This window comes from Alsobacter metallidurans (assembly GCF_014636935.1).
Classification (GTDB): domain Bacteria; phylum Pseudomonadota; class Alphaproteobacteria; order Rhizobiales; family Beijerinckiaceae; genus Alsobacter; species Alsobacter metallidurans.
The window spans coordinates 764,207-782,235 of sequence record NZ_BMES01000001.1; the positions used below are offsets into that span (position 1 = coordinate 764,207).

An 18,029-nucleotide genomic window follows, 5' to 3' on the forward strand; every position below is an offset into this window, starting at 1 on the left:
TGGCGCGGGCTCAGCCGATCCAGCCCTCGGCCGGCCGCTCCGCGAGCTCGGCCGCGCGTCGCCCGACCACGGGCGCGAGGCTGTCCAGCCGCTCGCTCGCGAGCGCGCGCGCGAGCCCGGCCAGGATCTCGTCCACGAGCCCCGCGCCCTTGTAGACCAGCGCGGAGTAGAGCTGGATCAGCGTCGCGCCGGCCTCGATCTTGGTCCAGGCCGTCTCGGCCGAGTCGATGCCGCCCACGCCCACGAGCGGGAAGGCGCCCTCGACCCTCCCATGCGCCGCCGCCAGCATGCGGGTCGACAGCGCAAAGAGCGGCCGGCCCGACAGGCCGCCCTGCTCGCGGGCGGTTGCGGTTTCGCGAAGCGTGGTCGGCCGGCTCACCGTGGTGTTGGACACGATCAGGCCGTCGATGGCCCGGCGCCGCGACACCGCGACAATGGAATCGAGGTCCGCCAGCCCGAGGTCCGGCGCAATCTTCAGCAGCACCGGCTTGCGGCCGTGGCGCTCCGCGGCGGCGTCGCGGGCCGCGAGCACGCGCGCCAGAAGATCGTCGAGCGCCGCTTCGTGCTGCAGGTCGCGCAGGCCGGGCGTGTTGGGCGACGAGATGTTCACCGTGAAGTAGGTCGCCACGGGCGCGAACGTCTCGATCCCGCGCACGTAGTCGGCGGCGCGGTCGGCCGCATCCTTGTTGGCCCCGATATTAACGCCCACGATGCCGGGCCGCCCGGCCCGGGCCTGGAGCCTGGCGAGAGCCGCCGCATGGCCGGCGTTGTTGAAGCCGAGGCGATTGACGACGCCCTCGTCGCCCGGCAGCCGGAACACCCGCGGCCGTGGATTGCCGGCCTGCGCCAGCGGCGTGATGGTTCCGACTTCCGCGAAGCCGAAGCCCAGCCCGAGCATGGCGTCCGGAACCTCGGCGTTCTTGTCGAAACCCGCCGCAATGCCGAGCGGATTGGTGAAATCCAGCCCGAAAGCCGCGACCCGTAGGCGGGCGTCGGGCCGTGGCGCCGGCAGGGCGGGCAGGCGCGAGAGCGCCTGGATGGTCATCCCATGCGCGGTTTCGGCGTCGAGCCGGTGCAGCATCGGCAAGGCGAGCGCGCCGAGACGCCCGGCGAGGAACCGTCCGATCACGCCACGTCCTCCGGAAACAGGTGGGCGCCGTCTGGCCCGAGTCCAAGCGGCCTGACGCTGCGCGCCGCCGCGACCGGCAGCTGCCCGTAGAGATGCGGAAACAGCGCCCCGCCGCGCGACGGCTCCCACCGCAGCTCCGGGCCCAGTTCGTCAGCCTCGACGGCCACCAGCAGCAGGTCGGCCTGCCCGGCAAAATGCTTCGCGGCGGTTTCGCGCGCCTGCGCGCCGGTCGAGAAATGAATGTAGCCGTCGGCCAGGTCCACGGGCGCTCCCGCAAACGCGCCGGCCTCTTTTGCGGCGCGCCACAGCGCAGCCGGAACAATCTTGTAGATGAGCATGCGCCCCCCGAATGTCCTCCGGCTTTAAGCCATGGCGCCTGCAATGATCAACGGTTCATAAACCCCGCGCACGTCAGCGCTGTTGCATTCCGCAGGCAGTGGGATTAAATCCATAAAGACGGATGATGATCCTCCCACTTGTCCGGAGGCCTTTTTGCATGACCACGCGGCTTTCACACACCCAGGTCTGGGCGGCGATCGACGCCCTTGCGGCCAAATACCAGTTTTCGGCCTCCGGCCTCGCCCGGCGGGCAGGGCTCGACCCCACAACCTTTAATAAATCCAAGCGGACGTCCCCGGACGGGCGCGACCGATGGCCGTCCACCGAGTCCATTTCCAAGGTTCTGGACGCCACCGGCGCCAGCATCGAGGAATTCATGGCGCTGATCGCGCCACGCACGGTGGAGTATAAGAGCCGTTCGCTGCCGCTGCTCGGCCTCGCCCAGGCGGGCGCGGGCGGCTTCTTCGACGACGCCGGCCTGCCCAAGGGCGAGGGCTGGGATGAGGTCGATTTTCCCGACCTGCCGGAGGGCGACGCCTACGCGCTGGAAGTGACCGGCGATTCCATGCTGCCGCTCTACCGCGACGGCGACGTCATCGTGTGCTCGCCTTCGGCCTCCGTGCGCCGCGGCGATCGCGTGGTGGTGAAAACCGCGAGCGGCGAGGTGATGGCCAAGGAGCTGAAGCGCAAGACCGCCAAGTCGATCGAGCTCGTCTCGCTCAACCCCGATCACGCCGAACGCAGCATTCCGATCGCCGACGTGGTCTGGATGGCCCGCATCATGTGGGCGAGCCAGTGATGAGCAGCCACAGCCCTCGCGCCACGTAGGTGAGGCTGACGGTGCGGATGATGACCCGGCTCCACCAGCGGAAGCCTGCATCGCTCATCCGGTGCAGCACGATCGCGGCCAGCGACGTGCCCGCGAAGGCGGTCGCGATCGCGAGAGCGTAGACCCACCACGGCAGGCTCTCGTCCATAAGGCTCGCGAAGCTGCCGAAATAGGCCACGCGCAGCAGGTGCGCGACCGTTTGCGTCGCCGCCTTGGTGGCCACGATCGTCTTGCGGTCAAGTCCGCTGTTCTGGAAGAAGATGTCGAGCACGTTGCCGGCGGCCCCGGCCAGGAGCTGCAGCACCATGATGATGGCGCCGCAGTAGACCGGCGCGCCGCGGCGGGTGATGTCCATCCGCAAGCCGTGCGGCATGCGCTCGGCCACGAAGGGCAGCAGCCCGAGGCCGAGATAGATCGTCGCCTTGTCGGGGACGTACGCGATCGCCTTCATGACCGCGAAGGCCGCCACGGAGCCGACAAGGTAGCCGGTGAAGATCCCCCACTGGACGAAACGCCGCCACAACAGCGTGCGCCAGCCGTTCGAGGCCATCTGGGTGGTCCCGAACAGCACCATGGCGGGCGCGACGTCCAGCATCAGCAGCAGCACGCCGAGCAGGATCATCCCGCCCGCCATGCCGAAGATGCCCGACAGAAACGACGTGACCAGAACGGTCCCGCCGAGCGCCGCGACCAGGGCCGGCCCGAAAACCACCGATCAGGCCGGCTTGCGCGACGCCAGGAACGCCTCGTGCTCGGCGATCAGCCCGGCGGATAGCCCCTTGGCGATCAGCGCGCGGGTCTCGGCCACGCCGTACAGCGCCGCGAAGGAGCCGAAGCGCGGCCCACGCTCGGCCCCGAGCAGGATCTGATAGAGCATCGAGAACCACTGCTGCGACACGCCGGGACGCCCGTCCGGGCTCTTGGACTTGCCGCTCGTGTCGGGGAAGTGCTTGCGGCCGACCTCATACACGGCGAACTGGATGGCGTCGCCGTCCGTCGAGCCCTCAAATTGGGCCAAAGCGGCCGAGAGGTCCTCCAGGGCGGCGCGATCCGCTTCGGTCGGAGCGCGGTACACCTTCGAGGGCCGCACGAAGTCGCGGAAATAGGCCACCGCGTAGCGCACCAGCTTGTCGAGCCGTGGGTTCGCCTCCGGCGAGGCGCCCGGCGCATAGCGGCGCAGGAAGCCCCAGAGCACGGCCGGGTCCTCCGAATTCGCCACCGCGACCAGGTTGAGCAGCATGCCGAACGTCACCGTGGTGGCGGCCGCGTTGACGTCGGCGCTGTGGATCGTCTCGGGCGCGGGCGGGTTCCCGCCGTGGATGTGCCAGACCGGATTGGCCAGCTGCTCACGAAGGCCCTGCTTCTGGTAGCGCTCCAGGAAGCCTATGTAGTCGTCCACCGCGCGCGGAATCACGTCGAAGAACAGCTTCTTCGCCTCGCGCGGCTTGTTGTACATGAACAGCGACAGGCTCTCGGGGCTCGCATAGCCGAGCCACTCGTCGATCGTCAGGCCATTGCCCTTCGACTTCGAGATCTTCTGCCCCTTGTCGTCCAGGAAGAGCTCGTAGTTGAAGCCGTCCGGCGGCGTCGCTCCGAGCGCCCGCGCGATCTCGCCCGAAAGCTTCACGCTGTCGATCAGGTCCTTGCCGGCCATCTCGTAGTCGACGCCCAGCGCCACCCACCGCATCGCCCAGTCCGGCTTCCACTGCAGCTTGCAGGCGCCGCCGAGCACTGAGGTTTCGAAGCGCTCGCCGCTGTCGGGGTCGCGCCACACGATCGTGGCGGCCTCGCGGTTCACCTCGTCGATGGGCACCTGCATCACCACGCCGGTCTTCGGGTGCAGCGGCAGGAAGGGCGAGTAGCTCTGCGCCCGCTCGGCCCGCAGCGACGGCAGCATGATCGCCATCACGGCGTCATAGCGCTCCAGCATCAGCCGCAGGGTCGCGTCGAAGCGGCCGGCCTTGTAGCAGTCGGTGGCCGACAGGAACTCGTAGTCGAAGCCGAACGCGTCCAGAAAAGCCCGCAGCCGGGCATTGTTGTGCTCGCCGAAGCTCGGATGCGTGCCGAACGGGTCGGGAACCTGGGTCAGCGGCTTGCCAAGCGAGGCGGCCAGCAGCTCCTTGTTGGGGACGTTGTCCGGCACCTTCCGCAGCCCGTCCATGTCGTCCGAAAAGGCGACGAGGCGCGTCGGGATCTTGTCGTCCGTCAGCACCCGGAAGGCGTGCCGCACCATGGTGGTGCGCGCGACCTCGCCGAAGGTGCCGATATGCGGCAGGCCCGACGGACCGTAGCCGGTCTCGAACAGCACCTCGGTCTTGCCCGAGCGCTTGATGCGCTCCACCAGCTTGCGCGCTTCCTCGAACGGCCACGCGAGACCGGCCTGGGCGGCCTCCTGGAGGGTCTGCGGCTGGTCGGTCGCGGGCGCGGACATGAGCGGGACTTTCGGTGCGTTCAACGGGATCAAGCCCGGCCGCCATCGCTGGCCCGGGCGCGGCGGACCATAGGAACCCGGGGCCGAAGGGTCAATGCGGAGGCGCGCCGCGCCGCCTAGTAGAACCCCACCGGGAAATACCGCAGGTAGATTTCCGCGTAGACGCCGCGCTCGGCGACGCGCTGGAGGGCCCAGTCGATGGCGCGGCGCAGCACGACTTCGTTCTTGCGCGTCGCGATCGCGACGCCTTCGCCGAACCAGCGGCTTTCCTGATAGGGGCCGCCCACGAAGGCGCAGCAGTCGCCCGCCTCCTGGCCGTTGAGCCAGATCGCCATCGTGAGGCCGTCCGCGAACAGGAGGTCGACGTCGCCGCGCATCAAGGCCGCGCGCGCCCGGTCGAGATCGTCGAAGGGCTTGCGCTGCGCCTGGGGAAAGAACGTCTCGACGAAATCCTCGTGCGCCGAGCGCGCCACAACGGCGACGGTCTTGCCCGCCAACGCGGCCGGCGACGGATCGAGGGCGGCGCCCGCACGGCCGACGAAGCGGGCCGGGGTTCTGAGATAGGGCGACGTGAAGCCATAGCTCTCGCGCAGCTTCGGGGTGACCCGCAGCGACGCCACGATGGCGTCGCCCCGGCCCTCGCGCAGCGCGTCGAACAACGTGTCCCAGCGCCGCGCCTGCACCGTGCAGGCGACGCTGAGCGCGTCGCACACCGCGCGCGCGAGGTCGACGTTGAAGCCCGCCAGCTTGCCCTCCTCGGTGAGGAAATGCATGGGCGGGTAATCATCCTCTGTGAGGAAGCGGATGACCCGGATGGCCGACAGGTCAGGCTTGTCCGGACGCTGCGCCGGATCCCAGAAGCCCGGGATGAAAACCTTGTCCTGCGCGGCGGCCTGCGCCGGGGATTGCGGCTGGGAGCCTGGATCTGGGCTGCGCGTCTGCGCTGTCGCCGGAGCTGACATCGGCATGAAGGCAAAGCAAATCAGCAGAACGGCGACAAGCCGCCGGCTACGCAACCAGACCCTGTCTTTTCTGTATAGGTTAGGTTGCAAATTGATCAATGTGAGACTCTTCACTCTGAGGCATCGATATTCGCTCTACCCTTTCGGTATTACACCGATGCTTGCCGGGCGGAAATTGCCGATGAGCCACATAGCATTTTCCCCTCGCCAGCGCGCGCCCGCGCTGCCGCACACGCTCAGCTTTCTCGCCGAGATCGGGGTGCCGATCGCCGACGCGGCCGCATGTCTTGCGCGGGCGAAAGCGACCGGCCGGCCGCTCGATGAAATCGTCATCGGCGCGGGCCTGATCAGCGAGGAGGCGTTCTACCGCGGTCTGGCGCGGCGCATTGGCGCGCCTTTTCTACGCAGCTTTGCGACCGATCCGGCGCTTCCCGTGCCGGCGTTGAACATCGGAGCCGCCCCGCTGGCGCCCGGGTCTGGCGCGCGTTTCGCGCTGGCGCCGCGCGGGGAGGCGCTCGACCGGTTGCTCGAGCGCGCCCGTCCGGGCGGATTGATGCCGGGAGCCGGCGTCACCACGCCGTCGCGCCTCGCATCGTCGCTGCGGGCCGACATCGAGGCCCGGATGGCGCATGAAGCCGCAAACGCCTTGCCGGAAGCATCGCCGCTCCTGTCCGTGCGGGATGGGTGCACGCGGCGCGAGCGCTATTGTCTGGGGAGCCTGGCGGCCGGGTTGCTCGCCGCCGTTGCGGCGTCGCCGCAATTGACGATCTCGGTTCTGCTGCTGCTCTGTGGAGCGCTCTTTCTGTTTGGCGCTGCTCTGCGACTGGCTGCCTGCCGCAAGGCCCGCGGCAGTGATCTCCCATGCCCGCCCCTGAGCGACGTCGCCCTGCCGCGCTATACGATCCTCGCCCCGCTCCACCGCGAAGGACGGGTGCTTGGGCAACTCGTGCAGGCGTTGAGCCTGCTCGATTACCCGCCCGAAAAGCTCGACATCAAGCTGCTGGTCGAAGCGGATGACGCCGAAACGCTATCGGCCGCGGGCCGGCTCGCGATGCCTCCCCAGTTCGCCGTCGTGATTTGCCCTCCGGGCCTGCCGCGCACGAAGCCGCGCGCGCTCAATATCGGCTTGCGCAGCGCCACCGGAGCGCTTCTCGTCGTGTACGACGCCGAAGACCTGCCCGATCGCGATCAGCTCCGCCTGGCGGCGGCCCGCTTCGCCGCCGCGCCCCGAGAGCTTGCATGCCTGCAGGCGCGATTGGCGCCGCACAATCACGCGGCTTGCCGGCTCGCGCACCTGTTTGCGCTCGAATATGCCGCCTTGTTCAGGGTCATCATCCCCGGTTTCGCAAGGTTGGGCGTCCCCATTCCGCTCGGCGGCACGTCCAACCATTTTCGCGTCGACGTCCTGCGTCGCGTTCTCGCCTGGGATGCCTGGAACGTTGCGGAAGACGCCGATCTTGGACTGAGGCTGGCCCGATTGGGCTGGACGGTGGGCGCGCTCGCGTCCACGACCCGCGAGGAGGCTGTGATCACCGGCCGGGCCTGGATGGCGCAACGCAGCCGCTGGTTGAAGGGCTGGATGCAGTCGTCCCTCGTGCATGGCCGCGCCGTTTTCCGCCAGGAGCGCGCATCACCGTTCGAGAAGCTTATGATCGTTTCGCACACGGTGGGGCTCGTTCTGGCCGCGATGGGTTTTCCATTCTTCCTCGCGACCCTGTGCTGGAAGCTCTGCGACGGCTCGCTCCTGAACCCGTCCGGAGCGGTCGACGGCGCGGCCGCGATCGTTTCCGTGCTGGTTTTCGCCGTTGGCGTCGTCGCGCTGGTTCTGCCGTTGGGCCTGGGCGCCCGCGGGGCGCAACTGCGGTTCGGGGCTGGCGACCTGGCGCTATTCTGCTTCTATCTTTTCATGATGTGCGCAGCGGCGTGGCGGGCGGCCTGGGAACTCGCCCGCAATCCGCAGGGCTGGAACAAAACCGAGCACGGGCTGTCGCCCCCGGCGAGATCCAGCGAACGGCGCGTGCTCATCCCACGCCCGCTCAAAAATACCGCTGAACGTCCTTGGCCGAATCGGCGGGCGCGCGTTGCAGGTTGAACGCGCCCGCGAAACGGCCGTTCTTGTCCATGAGGTAGACCAGCGCCGTATGGTCCATCGTGTATTCGCCGCCTTCCAGCGGCACCTTGCGGGAGAACACCCGGTAGGCCTTCAGCACGGGGTCCAGCGCGGCGCGGTCGCCCGAAAGTCCGGTGATCCGTTTGTCGAAGCTCGACAGGTAGGTCTTCATCAGTTCGGGCGTATCACGCTCGGGATCCACCGTGATGAAGAACGCCTGGAGGCGGTCGGCCTGCGGACCCAGCGCGTCGAACACCTGGGTGACGTCCTGCAGCGTGGTCGGGCACACGTCCGGGCAATGCGTGAAGCCGAAGAAGATCAGCGACGGCTTGCCCTTCAGGATCGCCTCCGTGGCCGGCTTGCCATCCTGGTCGACGAGGCGAAATGGCCCGCCCACCGCGCCGGCGGCGTTCTGCTGCGCGCCTGGCGCAAGCGCCACGTAGGCGGCCACGCCGAGCCCGATCACCCCGAACAGAAACGCCACGAGGGGCAGGACGAGCCGGTTCGCGTTTTTCGGGGCGGGGTCGGTCATGGGGTGAACTCGAAGCGTGAGGAGGTCAGAAGCACCAGGCCAGCGCCGACGACACCACGTCGGTGAAGACGATCTCGCCCTGCGCGGCCCACAGAAACAGGCCCGCGCCCGTGAGGCTCGCGGCCACGCCCGCCCACAAGGCGACGTGGAGCCCGCGCCGGCCGGCGCCGGCGTCGTCCCATTCGGCGGGTTGCGTCATCGCGAATGCTCCGCGGGCCAGTTGAAGCCGCATGCCTCGAACGTGCCCCTGATATAGGCGCACGCGGCCGCTTGGCCAATCCGCGATTGGCGGGCCCGCGTCAGAGCATGTCGTCCGTCAGGGGTCTCGGCAGGACGGCCGACCGGCGGGTGAACAGGCTTGCGGCCGCGCCGGCCGCCAGCCCGACCGCGCAGCCCACCACGCCGGCCGATGCCGGAAGACCCGAAGGCTCCAGCCGACCGTCGATCAGCGCCAGCGTCACGACGAGCCCGGCCCCGAGCGACGCAAAGCCTCCTGCGGCTGTCGCGCGATCCCAGGCCACGCCGAGCAGGATGGGCGGGAGCAGCGCGCCGACCGTGAGCGCCGCCGCGGCTTCAGCCTGCGTGGCCGCGACGCCCGGGGCCCAGCCGACGGCGCCTGCCGCGAGCGCGATGGACGCCAGGGTGGCGAAGCGGATCAACGCGAAGCGCGCCGATGCGGGCGTGCGCCGCCGGTCGATCCGAGGGCGAAAATCAAAGCCCATCGCCTGCCCGGCGGCCAGCAGCAACGCTCCGGCGGCCGCAAGGCTTGCGGCCAGGGACAGGATCTCCATTGCGATCGGCCCGAAAACGCCAACCGGAGTGGCGGAGGCCGGCCCAGCCGCAAACGCGATCAGGCACACCGTGATCGACGCCCAGAGAAGCGCGAGCCGCATGTCTGCGGGTTTGTCGATGCCGGGCCATACCGTCTGGAACGCCGGGAACGCCAGCGCGCTGAGGGCCGCGCCCACGGCGAGCGCCGCGCCGCCCGGGCGCGTCAACGGCGACAGGAGCCCGATCATGCGCTCCGGCGCCGTTTCGGCCTGGGTGGCCCAGAGCGCGGCCGCGCATGTCGCAACCACCAGCGCCAGCGCGACGCCGGCGCGTGACTGGCTCCGCGATCCGCCCGGAAGGCTCGTGAACGCCAGCACGAGGCCGCCCAGAACGGCCGCCTGCGGGCGCGTCAGCGTGAACAGGCGCGCGAGAACGTCGGCCGCGTGGCCGAGGGCGGCTGCCCCGAGCCCGAGCGCGGCCGCGGCCAGCACCGCCGCCGCCACGACCCGAAGGGCCGGGCTGCCGTAGCGCGTCCCCAGAAAACACGGCCAGGTCGGCGCGCCCGACCGGCGCAGCACGGGGCCGAGCAGGAAAGCCGCCAGGACGAGTCCAGCGGCGACGCCGAGCGCCGGCTGGCCCGGGAGGCCAAAGGGCAGCAGCGCCGCCGTCGCCAGTGTGACCCCGGCCGAGGGGAGCGCCCGGTTCTGCGTCAGGAACTCCGGCAGGCGCATGGTCCCGGAGACAAGGCCGCTCACGACAACCAGCGCGATCGTCACCACCGCGGCGCCGGCCGCGAGCGCCCACGACGGTACGCCGAGCCGCTCGATCACGAGCACCGAGGCGGCGGAAAGCAGGGTCACGAAAAGAGCCAGGGCGGCGAACCGCGCAAAGACCACGGGAGACGTCATCATTGAATCGCAAATCCCGCACGCATCGCTTGCAAGTAAATCTCTTTGCAAATGGGAATAGACGCACCCTTGCGTTTAAGCTTGGTCGTAAGCTTGGCCATCAGGAGTTTCGCCGATGCGCCGAGCCCTTGCGAAGGCTAACGTCTTCGCGGAATGTTCACAATGCGGACCGGCTTCAACAAGGTTCCACCGGGGGAGGCGAGCTTGAGCGCGATGGCACAGACTCGGATCATGATCGCCGACGACCACCCCCTTGTGCGAGGCGCGCTGCGAACCGCGCTCGCCGGAGTGGTGCCCGAAGCCGACATCGTCGAGGCCGGCACCTTCGAGGACGTCACCGACTGCCTCGGCAAGGGCGCGGATCTCGATCTCGTCCTGCTCGATCTCAGCATGCCGGGCGTGCAGGGCTTTTCGGGGCTCATGTACTTGCGGGCGCAGCATCCCGGCACGCCGGTGGTGGTCGTGTCGGGCAACGAGGACCGCGGCGTCATCCGCCGCTGCATCGAGTTCGGGGCGTCGGGCTTCATTCCCAAGAGCGTTGACGTCGAAACCATGCGCGGCGCCATTCGGGACGTGCTCGACGGGCGCGCGTACACGCCGCCGGATGTCGACATGTCGTCGCCGATGGATCGGGAGACCGGCGATCTCGTGCGTCGGCTCGGCAGCCTGACGCCCCAGCAGGTCCGCGTGCTGATGATGCTGTCGGAGGGGCTGCTCAACAAGCAGATCGCCTACGAGCTCAGCGTGTCGGAAGCCACCGTGAAGGCGCATGTTTCCGCAATCCTGCAGAAGCTCGGCGTCGAAAGCCGGACGCAGGCCGTGATCGCGGCGTCCAAGATCGCGGCCGGGCAGCCGGTGGCCGTGGAGTAGCGGACGGCGCGCCGCGCCGCGGTCAGAGCCCGTTCAGGAACGCATCCGTCTTCGCCAGCGCCTTCTCGGTCAACGGCCCCGGAAAGCCGATGAACACATGCGCGCCGCCGGCCCACAGGGCGAGTTCGGCCGCATTGCCGGCCGCCGTCCAGCGCGACGCCATGAACAGGCTGTCATCCACCAGCGGATCGCGCGTTCCCACCGAAAACAGGGCCGGCGGCAACCCGGCGAGATCGGCATGAATGGGCGAAACGTCCGGGTCGCGAAGGTCACCCTTCAGCCGCAGGAAGTTTTGGGCGAACAGGAAGATGTCGCGCGTATTCAGCACGAGCTTCAGGTCGCCCCAGCGGCGTACGCTCGGCGTCTGGGCGAGATCGTAGCAGCCCGCCGTCAGGTTCGCGCCGCGAAACGGCGTGAGCCCGTGCTTGTCGCGCAGGCGCAGGAGAGTCACCACGGCGAGATGAGCGCCCGCGGATTCGCCGCCGATGAACAGCCGATCGGTCCCGAAGCGAGACTGGCATTCGCGCAACAACCACAGCGCAGCCGCCTCGCAATCATCGGGCGCAGACGGATAGGGGTTCTCGGGCGCGAGCCGGTATTCGACCGACACGCTGGCCAATCCGCAGTTCTGCGCCAGGCGCTCTAGCCGGTCGTCCTGCATGTCGGCCGTGCCGAACACCCAGCCGCCGCCGTGAATGTGGAGATAGACCCCGGTCGGTGCGTCCGGGGCGATGACCCGCAGCTCCAGCACGCCGCCCGGACCTTCGATCGCGAGCGTCCGGGCGCGTGGGCTGGGCGGAACCAGCGGAAACGCGCCGAGCCCCTGCTTGCGGCGCTCGCGCACAACCGCGGGCGGCACGGACCATTGATCAGGCAGGCCGGTCAGCTTGGCCAGAATTTCGGCGTTCAGCTTCTGCGTGTCCGGATCCACCGTGGCGGGATCAAATGCGCTGGGGTCGACGAGCATGCGGTTTTTCCGGTCGCTAGCGTGGGGCGCCATAGAACCGTCCTTCCGGCGGGAGGTCCAGAGCGTCATGGCCGTGATTCAGCCGCGATCGTGCTATCCTTGACGGCGTGGAATCGCCCGATCTGCGCGGGCTGGAGACGCTGATGGCCAACTCGGACTTTTCTCGCATGCTCGGCGGCTCGCCGGGCGCGGTGCTCGTGAAGCTGATCTTCATGTCCGTTCTGGTCGGAGCGTTTCTGTCCCTGTTCGGGCTGACGCCGCCCGACCTGTTGCGGGGGCTGCGTGATCTCGTCGATCGCGTGATGGATCTTGGCTTTGGCGCGGTGCGCGAGGTTTTCCGCTACTTCGTCTACGGGGCCGTGATCGTGATCCCGATCTGGCTGTTGATGCGGCTCTTCGGCCGCAACTGAGCCCGGTTTGATGCTGGAGCGCGCCCGCCGGCCCGTCGCGGCCACGGCGGCGAGCGTCATCGCGCTCGCCGCGCCCCTGATGCTCGCCCATCTGACCGAGCCGCTGATCGGCCTTGTCGATACGGCGGTGATCGGCCGGTTGGGCGAGGTCCATCTGCTCGGCGCGGTGGCCATCGGAGCGGTGCTGTTCGACATGCTGTTCTGGGGCCTTGGCTCCCTGCGCATGAGCACCGCCGGGCTCACCGCCCAGGCGCATGGCGCAGGCGATGACAGGGACGTCGCCCTGGCGCTCGCACGGGCCTTGGCGCTGGCCGTCTCGCTCGGCGTTGTCCTGATCGTGCTGCAACGGCCCATCATGGCGGCGACCTTTGCGCTGATGGACACCAGTCCAGCCGTTGACGCGGCGGCGCGCGCCTATATCGCGATCCGGATCTGGTCGGGGCCGCTGGCGCTGAGCAACTACGCCATCCTGGGCTCGCTGATCGGGCGCGGCCGGACCGATCTCGGCTTGCTGCTGCAGGTCGGCCTCAACCTCACCAAGGTGGCGGGCACGATCCTGTTCGTGCCGGGTCTTGGATGGGGCATCGAGGGCGCGGCCTTCGCGACGCTCCTGGCCGAGGCCATCGGCCTGCTCGGCGGCGTGCTGCTGCTGCGCCGCATCGGCGGCCTGCCGCGCGGGTTGGCTTGGGGCGCGATTGTGGAGGGGCCGGCGCTGCGCCGCATGCTGGCCGTCAACCGCGACGTCGCGATCCGGACCGTAGCGCTTCTGTCCGCCTTCGCGTTCTTCACCGCCCAGGGCGCACGGGCAGGCGACGTGGCGCTGGCCGCCAACGCCGTGCTGTACAACCTCTTCCTGATCGGCAGCTACTTCCTGGACGGCTTCGCGACCGCGGCCGAGCAATTGTGCGGCCAGGCCGTCGGCGCCCGCGACGAGCGCGGGTTCCGGAGGACAGTGGGGTTGACGCTGGGGCTGAGCCTTGGGGTCGGAGCAGTGGTTTCGGCCGCCGCCTTCGTCGGCGGCTCGGCGTTCATCGACGCCATTTCGACGAATGAGGCCGTACGCGAAGCCGCGAAACTGTACCTGCCGCTCGCCGCGCTGACGCCGCTGATTGGAGCCGCCGCCTTCACGTTCGACGGCGTTTACGTCGGCGCAACCTGGACTGCGGCCATGCGCAACCTGATGTTGGCCGCCCTGGCGATCTACCTGGCCGTGTTCTACGGCGGCGTCGCGCTCGCGGGCGCCTGGACCAATGCGGGGCTCTGGATCGCCTTCCTGGTGTTCCTCGGCGTGCGCGGCTTTGGCCAGTGGTGGCTTTATCCCGGACTGGCGCGACGGACCTTTCCGACAGCCTGACCAATCGGAACGAATGACGGCCCCGCGGGGGCAACGCGGGGCCGTCGGGACCAGGTCGCGTGGAGGTTCAAGGCCGCGACCTGGCCGTTCGAAAACCGATCCTGGGATCAGTCGCAAACGGTGCGGCGGACTCGGCGCCAGCCATAGTCGGTCAGGACGCGCCGGTGGACGACGTAGCAGTCGCCCGCCACATAGACCGGGCCATAATAGGTGGGGCGAGCGGCGGACGCCGCGAGGGCGCCCAGCGCCAGACCGCCGACCACGCCGGCCGCCGCAGCGCCGCCATAGCCCCAGCCGCCGCCATGATGGTAGCCCCAGCCGCCCGCTGAGGCGGGCGTCGCGGTCGCCGCCACGCCGCCGCCGAAAGCGAGGGCGGCCAGGCTGCCAATCAGGACCTTGCGGGCGTAGGAAGGCAGAGCGGTAAGTACGGTCATGGCGGCGAACTCCTGAGTGGCGGGCCGGAGGCCCCGTGTTGGCGTGGGCCGCTTTGTGTTCGGCCATGGCGGGACAATGCCCTGAGCCCGGCCCGGCCGATGTGTGGGGCCGCACACCGGCCGAGGCGTCGCCAGGGATGACGTCCGGCCGCTCGAGCGCTACCTAAAGGCGGTGAACGCCCCAACCCCCGACGCCGCCCTTCTCCCAGAGCGCTTCCAGCGCTGGTTCGCGGCGCGCGGATGGGCGCCGCGTCCGCACCAGCTGTCCTTGTTGGCGCGGGCGCGTTCCGGCCGCTCCGCCCTCTTGGTCGCCCCGACCGGCGCAGGCAAGACGCTCGCTGGGTTCCTCCCCAGCCTGATCGAGTTGGCCGATGCGCCCTCTGGAGGGCTGAAGGGAAGGGGGCTGCACACGCTCTACATCTCGCCCTTGAAGGCGCTCGCGACCGACATCGCCCGCAATCTCGAGGCGCCCATCGCCGAGATGGAGCTGCCGATCCGGATCGAAACGCGCACGGGCGACACCCCCTCGCACAAGCGTACGCGGCAGATGCAGCGGCCGCCCGACATCCTGATGACCACGCCCGAGCAACTCGCCCTGATGCTCGCGCATCGCGACGCCCAGACGGTGTTCGGCGATCTGCGTCGTGTCGTGCTGGACGAACTGCACGCGCTCGTCACGTCCAAGCGCGGCGACCTGCTGTCGCTGGGGCTGGCGCGGCTGAACCGTCTCTCTCCCGGCTTGACGGCCGTAGGGCTGTCCGCAACCGTTCGGGAGCCCGACGACCTGCGCCGCTACCTGGCGCCGCAGAGTCATGGCGCCACGCCGCCGGAAAGTCATGACGCTGCAGCGCCGGACGGCGACCCTCCGATGGCCGACCTCGTCGTGGTGGAGGGCGGCGCGCCGCCGCTGATCCGCATTCTGGAAGGCGCCCGCATCCTTCCGCTCGCCGGCCACAACGCCGTGCACGCCATGGGGGCCGTTTACGCCGCCATCCAGGCCCACAAGACCTCGCTGGTCTTCGTGAACACCCGCATGCAGGCCGAGTTCATGTTCCAGGAGCTCTGGCGCATCAACGAGGATGGTCTCGCCATCGCGCTGCATCATGGGTCGCTCGATGTCGCCCAGCGCCGCAAGGTCGAGGCCGCGATGACGGCCGGCAAGCTTCGCGCCGTCGTGTGCACGTCCACGCTCGATCTCGGCATCGACTGGGGCGACGTCGACCTCGTCATCAACATCGGCGCGCCCAAGGGCGCGAGCCGGCTGATGCAGCGCATTGGTCGCTCCAATCATCGGATGGACGAGGCGTCCAAGGCCTTTCTGGTGCCGGCCAATCGCTTCGAGATCATGGAATGCCGGGCCGCGCTCGACGCCGTCGAGGTCGCCGCCCAGGACACGCCCGACGCCCGCGTCGGCGCGCTCGACGTGCTGGCGCAGCACGTGCTCGGGATGGCCTGCGCGGGCCCGTTCGACGCTGACGACCTCTTCGCCGAGGTGTCCTCGGCCAGCCCCTATGCGGGGCTGGAGCGCGATGATTTCGATCGGGTGATGAACTTCGTCGCGACGGGTGGCTACGCGCTGGCGACCTATGATCGCTTCGCCAAGATCCGGAAGGGGACCGACGGCCTCTGGCGCGTCTCGAACCCGCGCGTCGCCCAGCAATACCGGATGAACGTGGGCACCATCATCGAGGCCGCCTCGCTGAAGGTGCGCCTTGGCAGGATCAAGCATGCGCGGCCGGGCTCGCCGGGCGTCATCGCGCGCGGTGGCCGCGTGCTGGGCGAGGTGGAGGAATATTTCGCCGAGAACCTGATCCCGGGCGACACCTTCATCTTCGCCGGCGAGATGCTCCGCTTCGAGGCGCTGGCCGACAACGAGGTCGTGGTGTCGCGCGCCCCGGCCGGCACGGACCCCAAGGTGCCGAGCTACGCGGGCGGCAAGTTCCCGCTCTCGACCTTTCTGGCCGCGCGCGTCCGCGCCATGCTGGCCGATCCGTCCGAGTGGAGCCGCATGCCGGGGGGCGTCGCCGAATGGCTGGAGAACCAGCGGCTGCGCTCGATTCTGCCCCGCCAGAACGACCTCCTGGTCGAGACCTACCCTCGCGCGGGAAGGCACTATATGGTGGCCTACCCGTTCGAAGGCCGGCTGGCGCACCAGACGCTTGGGATGTTGCTGACGCGGCGACTGGAACGCGCCCGCCTGCGTCCATTGGGCTTCGTGGCCACCGACTACGGGCTCGCCGTTTGGGCCCTCTCGGACATGAGCGCCGCGATCGCGCAGGGGCGGCTCGACCTCGCCGACCTCTTCGCCGAGGACATGCTCGGCGACGACCTGGAGGAGTGGCTGGACGAGTCCGCCCTGATGAAGCGCACCTTCCGCCAATGCGCCATCATCGCGGGGCTGATCGAGCGCCGGCATCCCGGCCAAGAGAAGACAGGCCGACAGGTCACGATGTCGACGGACCTCGTCTACGACGTGCTGCGCCGGCACGAGCCGGACCATATCCTGCTCAAGGCGACGCGGCAGGATGCGGCGACAGGTCTCCTCGACTTGAAGCGCCTCGCCGGGATGTTGTCGCGCATCAGGGGGCGAATCGTGCACAAAGCCCTCGAGAGGGTCTCGCCGCTTGCGATCTCGGTCATGCTCGAGATCGGCCGCGAGGCGGTTTATGGCGAGGCGGCGGAGGACATCTTGGCCGAGGCGGAAGCGGAGATGATGGACGAGGCGCTGGCCGGGAAAACTCCGGCGTGAACGCGCGTCCCCTGAGCTGGGCGACCGGCGAAGCTTGCGAGGCGCCCCTCGCGGTCGGCGAACTCGTGTTCGCGGCCTGCCGCTCCGGCGCGCTGTTTCTGGAGCGCGAGCGCATGCTCGTGGTCGCGGACCTGCATCTCGAAAAGGGCTCCGCCTTCGCGCAGCGCGGCCGCATGCTGCCGCCCTACGACAGTCGCGCCACGCTGGCGTCGCTCGCCGCCGTGGTGGCGCGGTTCCGTCCCGCGACTGTGCTGGTGCTGGGCGACGGCCTGCATGACATCCGGGCGCTTGAGCGCATGCCGCCCGAGGATCTCGCGGCCTTGCGCATCCTGCAGACCGGCGCGGACTGGATCTGGATTGCCGGCAACCATGACCCTGTCGCGCCGGAAGGTCTCGGAGGACGGGCTTACGACACGCTTGCGATCGCCGGCGTGACGTTCCGGCACGAACCGTCGGCGAGCGGTGCGGGGCCGGAGCTGTCCGGCCATCTTCATCCGGCCGCCAAAGTGGTCGGGCGTGGCCGCGCGGTTCGCCGACGCTGCTTCGTGTCGGACGGTCGGCGCTGCGTCATGCCGGCCTTCGGCGCCTATGCGGGCGGGCTCAACGTGCTTGACCGCGCCTTCGCGCCGCTGTTTGGACGCCGGTTCACCGCCCATGTCGTCGGATCGGAGCGCGTTTACGCGGTGTCTCCGGCGCAGTTGCGGCCGGACTAGCCTTCCAGGCCGGGCGTGAGCGCCAGGACGCCGATCAGCACCAGCACCACGGCGGCTGTGAGCAGCAGCCGCAGCGTCCCGTACCAGCGCGGCGTGGAGCCGCGCGACGCTAGCGCGATGTCGGACACGCCAAGCACCAGGAAGCAGCCGATCAGCACCACGAGATCGTGCGGGCGAGGCATGAACAGCGCCCCCCAGGCGACCAGCGGCGCCAGCACCGACATCGCGAAAAGGCTCGGCGCCTGCTTGCGATCCGGCAGCAGCAGGCCGACGCCCCAGCGCACGCCACCCAGAAACGACGTGATCACCACGCCGTAGCCGACCAGGGCCGCGCGAAAGAAACCAGCCGCGAGCCCGAGCCGGCTTTCGGCCTGCACCAGGGAGGCGACGCCCAGCGCCACGAATGGGATCACGCCCGCGCCGCCCAGCAGCATGGCGCTGGTCGGGATCGCGCGGTCGTCGGCGGCGGCCGGGGTGGCGGCGGGTTCGGTCATAGTCACTCCTGCAGGTCAGGCGCAGCG

General features: G+C 69.3%; 18 protein-coding genes. 7 read left to right on the plus strand and 11 right to left on the minus strand.

The features are described 5' to 3' along the window. Nucleotides 1-10: 10 nt before the first annotated feature. On the minus strand, nucleotides 11-1,129 hold the full coding sequence (locus tag IEV99_RS03320; RefSeq protein WP_280514627.1) for a quinone-dependent dihydroorotate dehydrogenase: 1,119 nt from the start codon (nucleotides 1,127-1,129) through the stop codon (nucleotides 11-13). Further along, nucleotides 1,126-1,467 carry a DUF952 domain-containing protein gene (locus IEV99_RS03325; protein WP_188516293.1) on the minus strand — a complete coding sequence of 114 codons (342 nt, stop codon included), beginning with the start codon at nucleotides 1,465-1,467 and terminating at the stop codon, nucleotides 1,126-1,128. The genes IEV99_RS03320 and IEV99_RS03325 overlap by 4 nt, the downstream gene beginning before the upstream one ends. 158 nt (nucleotides 1,468-1,625) lie before the next feature. Between IEV99_RS03325 and IEV99_RS03330 the strand changes: the two genes are divergently transcribed. Beyond that, on the plus strand, nucleotides 1,626-2,267 hold the full coding sequence (locus tag IEV99_RS03330) for a S24 family peptidase (RefSeq protein WP_188516294.1): 642 nt from the start codon (nucleotides 1,626-1,628) through the stop codon (nucleotides 2,265-2,267). Here the strand turns inward: IEV99_RS03330 and IEV99_RS03335 are convergent. The 3 genes from IEV99_RS03335 to IEV99_RS03345 form a co-directional block, all read right to left on the minus strand. Then, a complete protein-coding gene (locus IEV99_RS03335) occupies nucleotides 2,248-3,009 on the minus strand; it encodes a TSUP family transporter (RefSeq protein ID WP_188516295.1) in 762 nt (253 codons plus the stop codon). The two genes, IEV99_RS03330 and IEV99_RS03335, sit on opposite strands and share 20 nt — an antisense overlap. A gap of 3 nt (nucleotides 3,010-3,012) precedes the next feature. Continuing rightward, nucleotides 3,013-4,728 carry a lysine--tRNA ligase gene (locus IEV99_RS03340; RefSeq protein ID WP_188516296.1) on the minus strand — a complete coding sequence of 572 codons (1,716 nt, stop codon included), beginning with the start codon at nucleotides 4,726-4,728 and terminating at the stop codon, nucleotides 3,013-3,015. Nucleotides 4,729-4,844: 116 nt separating this feature from the next. Further along, entirely contained in the window at nucleotides 4,845-5,696 is an 852-nt protein-coding gene (locus IEV99_RS03345) for a transporter substrate-binding domain-containing protein (protein ID WP_244643521.1), read from the minus strand. Between IEV99_RS03345 and IEV99_RS03350 the strand changes: the two genes are divergently transcribed. Further along, nucleotides 5,695-7,782: a glycosyltransferase family 2 protein gene (locus IEV99_RS03350; RefSeq protein ID WP_188516297.1), complete on the plus strand. Its 2,088-nt coding sequence runs from the start codon at nucleotides 5,695-5,697 to the stop codon at nucleotides 7,780-7,782. The two genes, IEV99_RS03345 and IEV99_RS03350, sit on opposite strands and share 2 nt — an antisense overlap. Here IEV99_RS03350 and IEV99_RS03355 read toward each other — a convergent pair. From IEV99_RS03355 to IEV99_RS03365, 3 genes are all read right to left on the minus strand, one after another. Further along, nucleotides 7,727-8,332: an SCO family protein gene (locus tag IEV99_RS03355; protein ID WP_188516298.1), complete on the minus strand. Its 606-nt coding sequence runs from the start codon at nucleotides 8,330-8,332 to the stop codon at nucleotides 7,727-7,729. The two genes, IEV99_RS03350 and IEV99_RS03355, sit on opposite strands and share 56 nt — an antisense overlap. Before the next feature lie 25 nt (nucleotides 8,333-8,357). Continuing rightward, entirely contained in the window at nucleotides 8,358-8,531 is a 174-nt protein-coding gene (locus tag IEV99_RS03360; protein ID WP_188516299.1) for a hypothetical protein, read from the minus strand. Nucleotides 8,532-8,631: 100 nt separating this feature from the next. After that, the gene (locus tag IEV99_RS03365) at nucleotides 8,632-10,014 is read right to left on the minus strand and encodes a hypothetical protein (protein ID WP_188516300.1); all 1,383 of its coding nucleotides are present in this window, start codon (nucleotides 10,012-10,014) and stop codon (nucleotides 8,632-8,634) included. Nucleotides 10,015-10,224: 210 nt separating this feature from the next. Here IEV99_RS03365 and IEV99_RS03370 point away from each other — a divergent pair, with 210 nt between their 5' ends. Then, nucleotides 10,225-10,881 (plus strand): response regulator transcription factor, encoded by a 657-nt coding sequence (locus IEV99_RS03370; RefSeq protein WP_188517629.1) that lies wholly within the window; start codon nucleotides 10,225-10,227, stop codon nucleotides 10,879-10,881. Between the two features lie 22 nt (nucleotides 10,882-10,903). Here the strand turns inward: IEV99_RS03370 and IEV99_RS03375 are convergent, their stop codons facing one another. Then, the gene (locus IEV99_RS03375) at nucleotides 10,904-11,848 is read right to left on the minus strand and encodes an alpha/beta hydrolase (RefSeq protein ID WP_188516301.1); all 945 of its coding nucleotides are present in this window, start codon (nucleotides 11,846-11,848) and stop codon (nucleotides 10,904-10,906) included. Nucleotides 11,849-11,991: 143 nt separating this feature from the next. On the opposite strand from IEV99_RS03375, the gene IEV99_RS03380 reads away from it, so the two are divergent. Further along, on the plus strand, nucleotides 11,992-12,258 hold the full coding sequence (locus IEV99_RS03380; protein WP_188516302.1) for a DUF6460 domain-containing protein: 267 nt from the start codon (nucleotides 11,992-11,994) through the stop codon (nucleotides 12,256-12,258). A 10-nt stretch (nucleotides 12,259-12,268) separates the two neighbouring features. Next, the gene (locus IEV99_RS03385; protein ID WP_188516303.1) at nucleotides 12,269-13,612 is read left to right on the plus strand and encodes an MATE family efflux transporter; all 1,344 of its coding nucleotides are present in this window, start codon (nucleotides 12,269-12,271) and stop codon (nucleotides 13,610-13,612) included. Between the two features lie 107 nt (nucleotides 13,613-13,719). On the opposite strand, the gene IEV99_RS03390 is transcribed toward IEV99_RS03385, so the two are convergent. Then, complete coding sequence (locus tag IEV99_RS03390) at nucleotides 13,720-14,046, minus strand: hypothetical protein (protein WP_188516304.1); 327 nt, start codon at nucleotides 14,044-14,046, stop codon at nucleotides 13,720-13,722. A 172-nt stretch (nucleotides 14,047-14,218) separates the two neighbouring features. Between IEV99_RS03390 and IEV99_RS03395 the strand changes: the two genes are divergently transcribed. Together IEV99_RS03395 and pdeM are read left to right on the plus strand one after the other, a co-directional pair. Beyond that, the gene (locus IEV99_RS03395) at nucleotides 14,219-16,795 is read left to right on the plus strand and encodes a ligase-associated DNA damage response DEXH box helicase (protein ID WP_188516305.1); all 2,577 of its coding nucleotides are present in this window, start codon (nucleotides 14,219-14,221) and stop codon (nucleotides 16,793-16,795) included. Further along, on the plus strand, nucleotides 16,792-17,508 hold the full coding sequence (gene pdeM / locus IEV99_RS03400; RefSeq protein WP_244643522.1) for a ligase-associated DNA damage response endonuclease PdeM: 717 nt from the start codon (nucleotides 16,792-16,794) through the stop codon (nucleotides 17,506-17,508). The genes IEV99_RS03395 and pdeM overlap by 4 nt, the downstream gene beginning before the upstream one ends. Here the strand turns inward: pdeM and IEV99_RS03405 are convergent. Next, nucleotides 17,505-18,002, minus strand: a complete 498-nt coding sequence (locus tag IEV99_RS03405) for a DUF3429 domain-containing protein (protein ID WP_188516306.1) — start codon at nucleotides 18,000-18,002, stop codon at nucleotides 17,505-17,507. The two genes, pdeM and IEV99_RS03405, sit on opposite strands and share 4 nt — an antisense overlap. Nucleotides 18,003-18,029 lie beyond the last annotated feature (27 nt).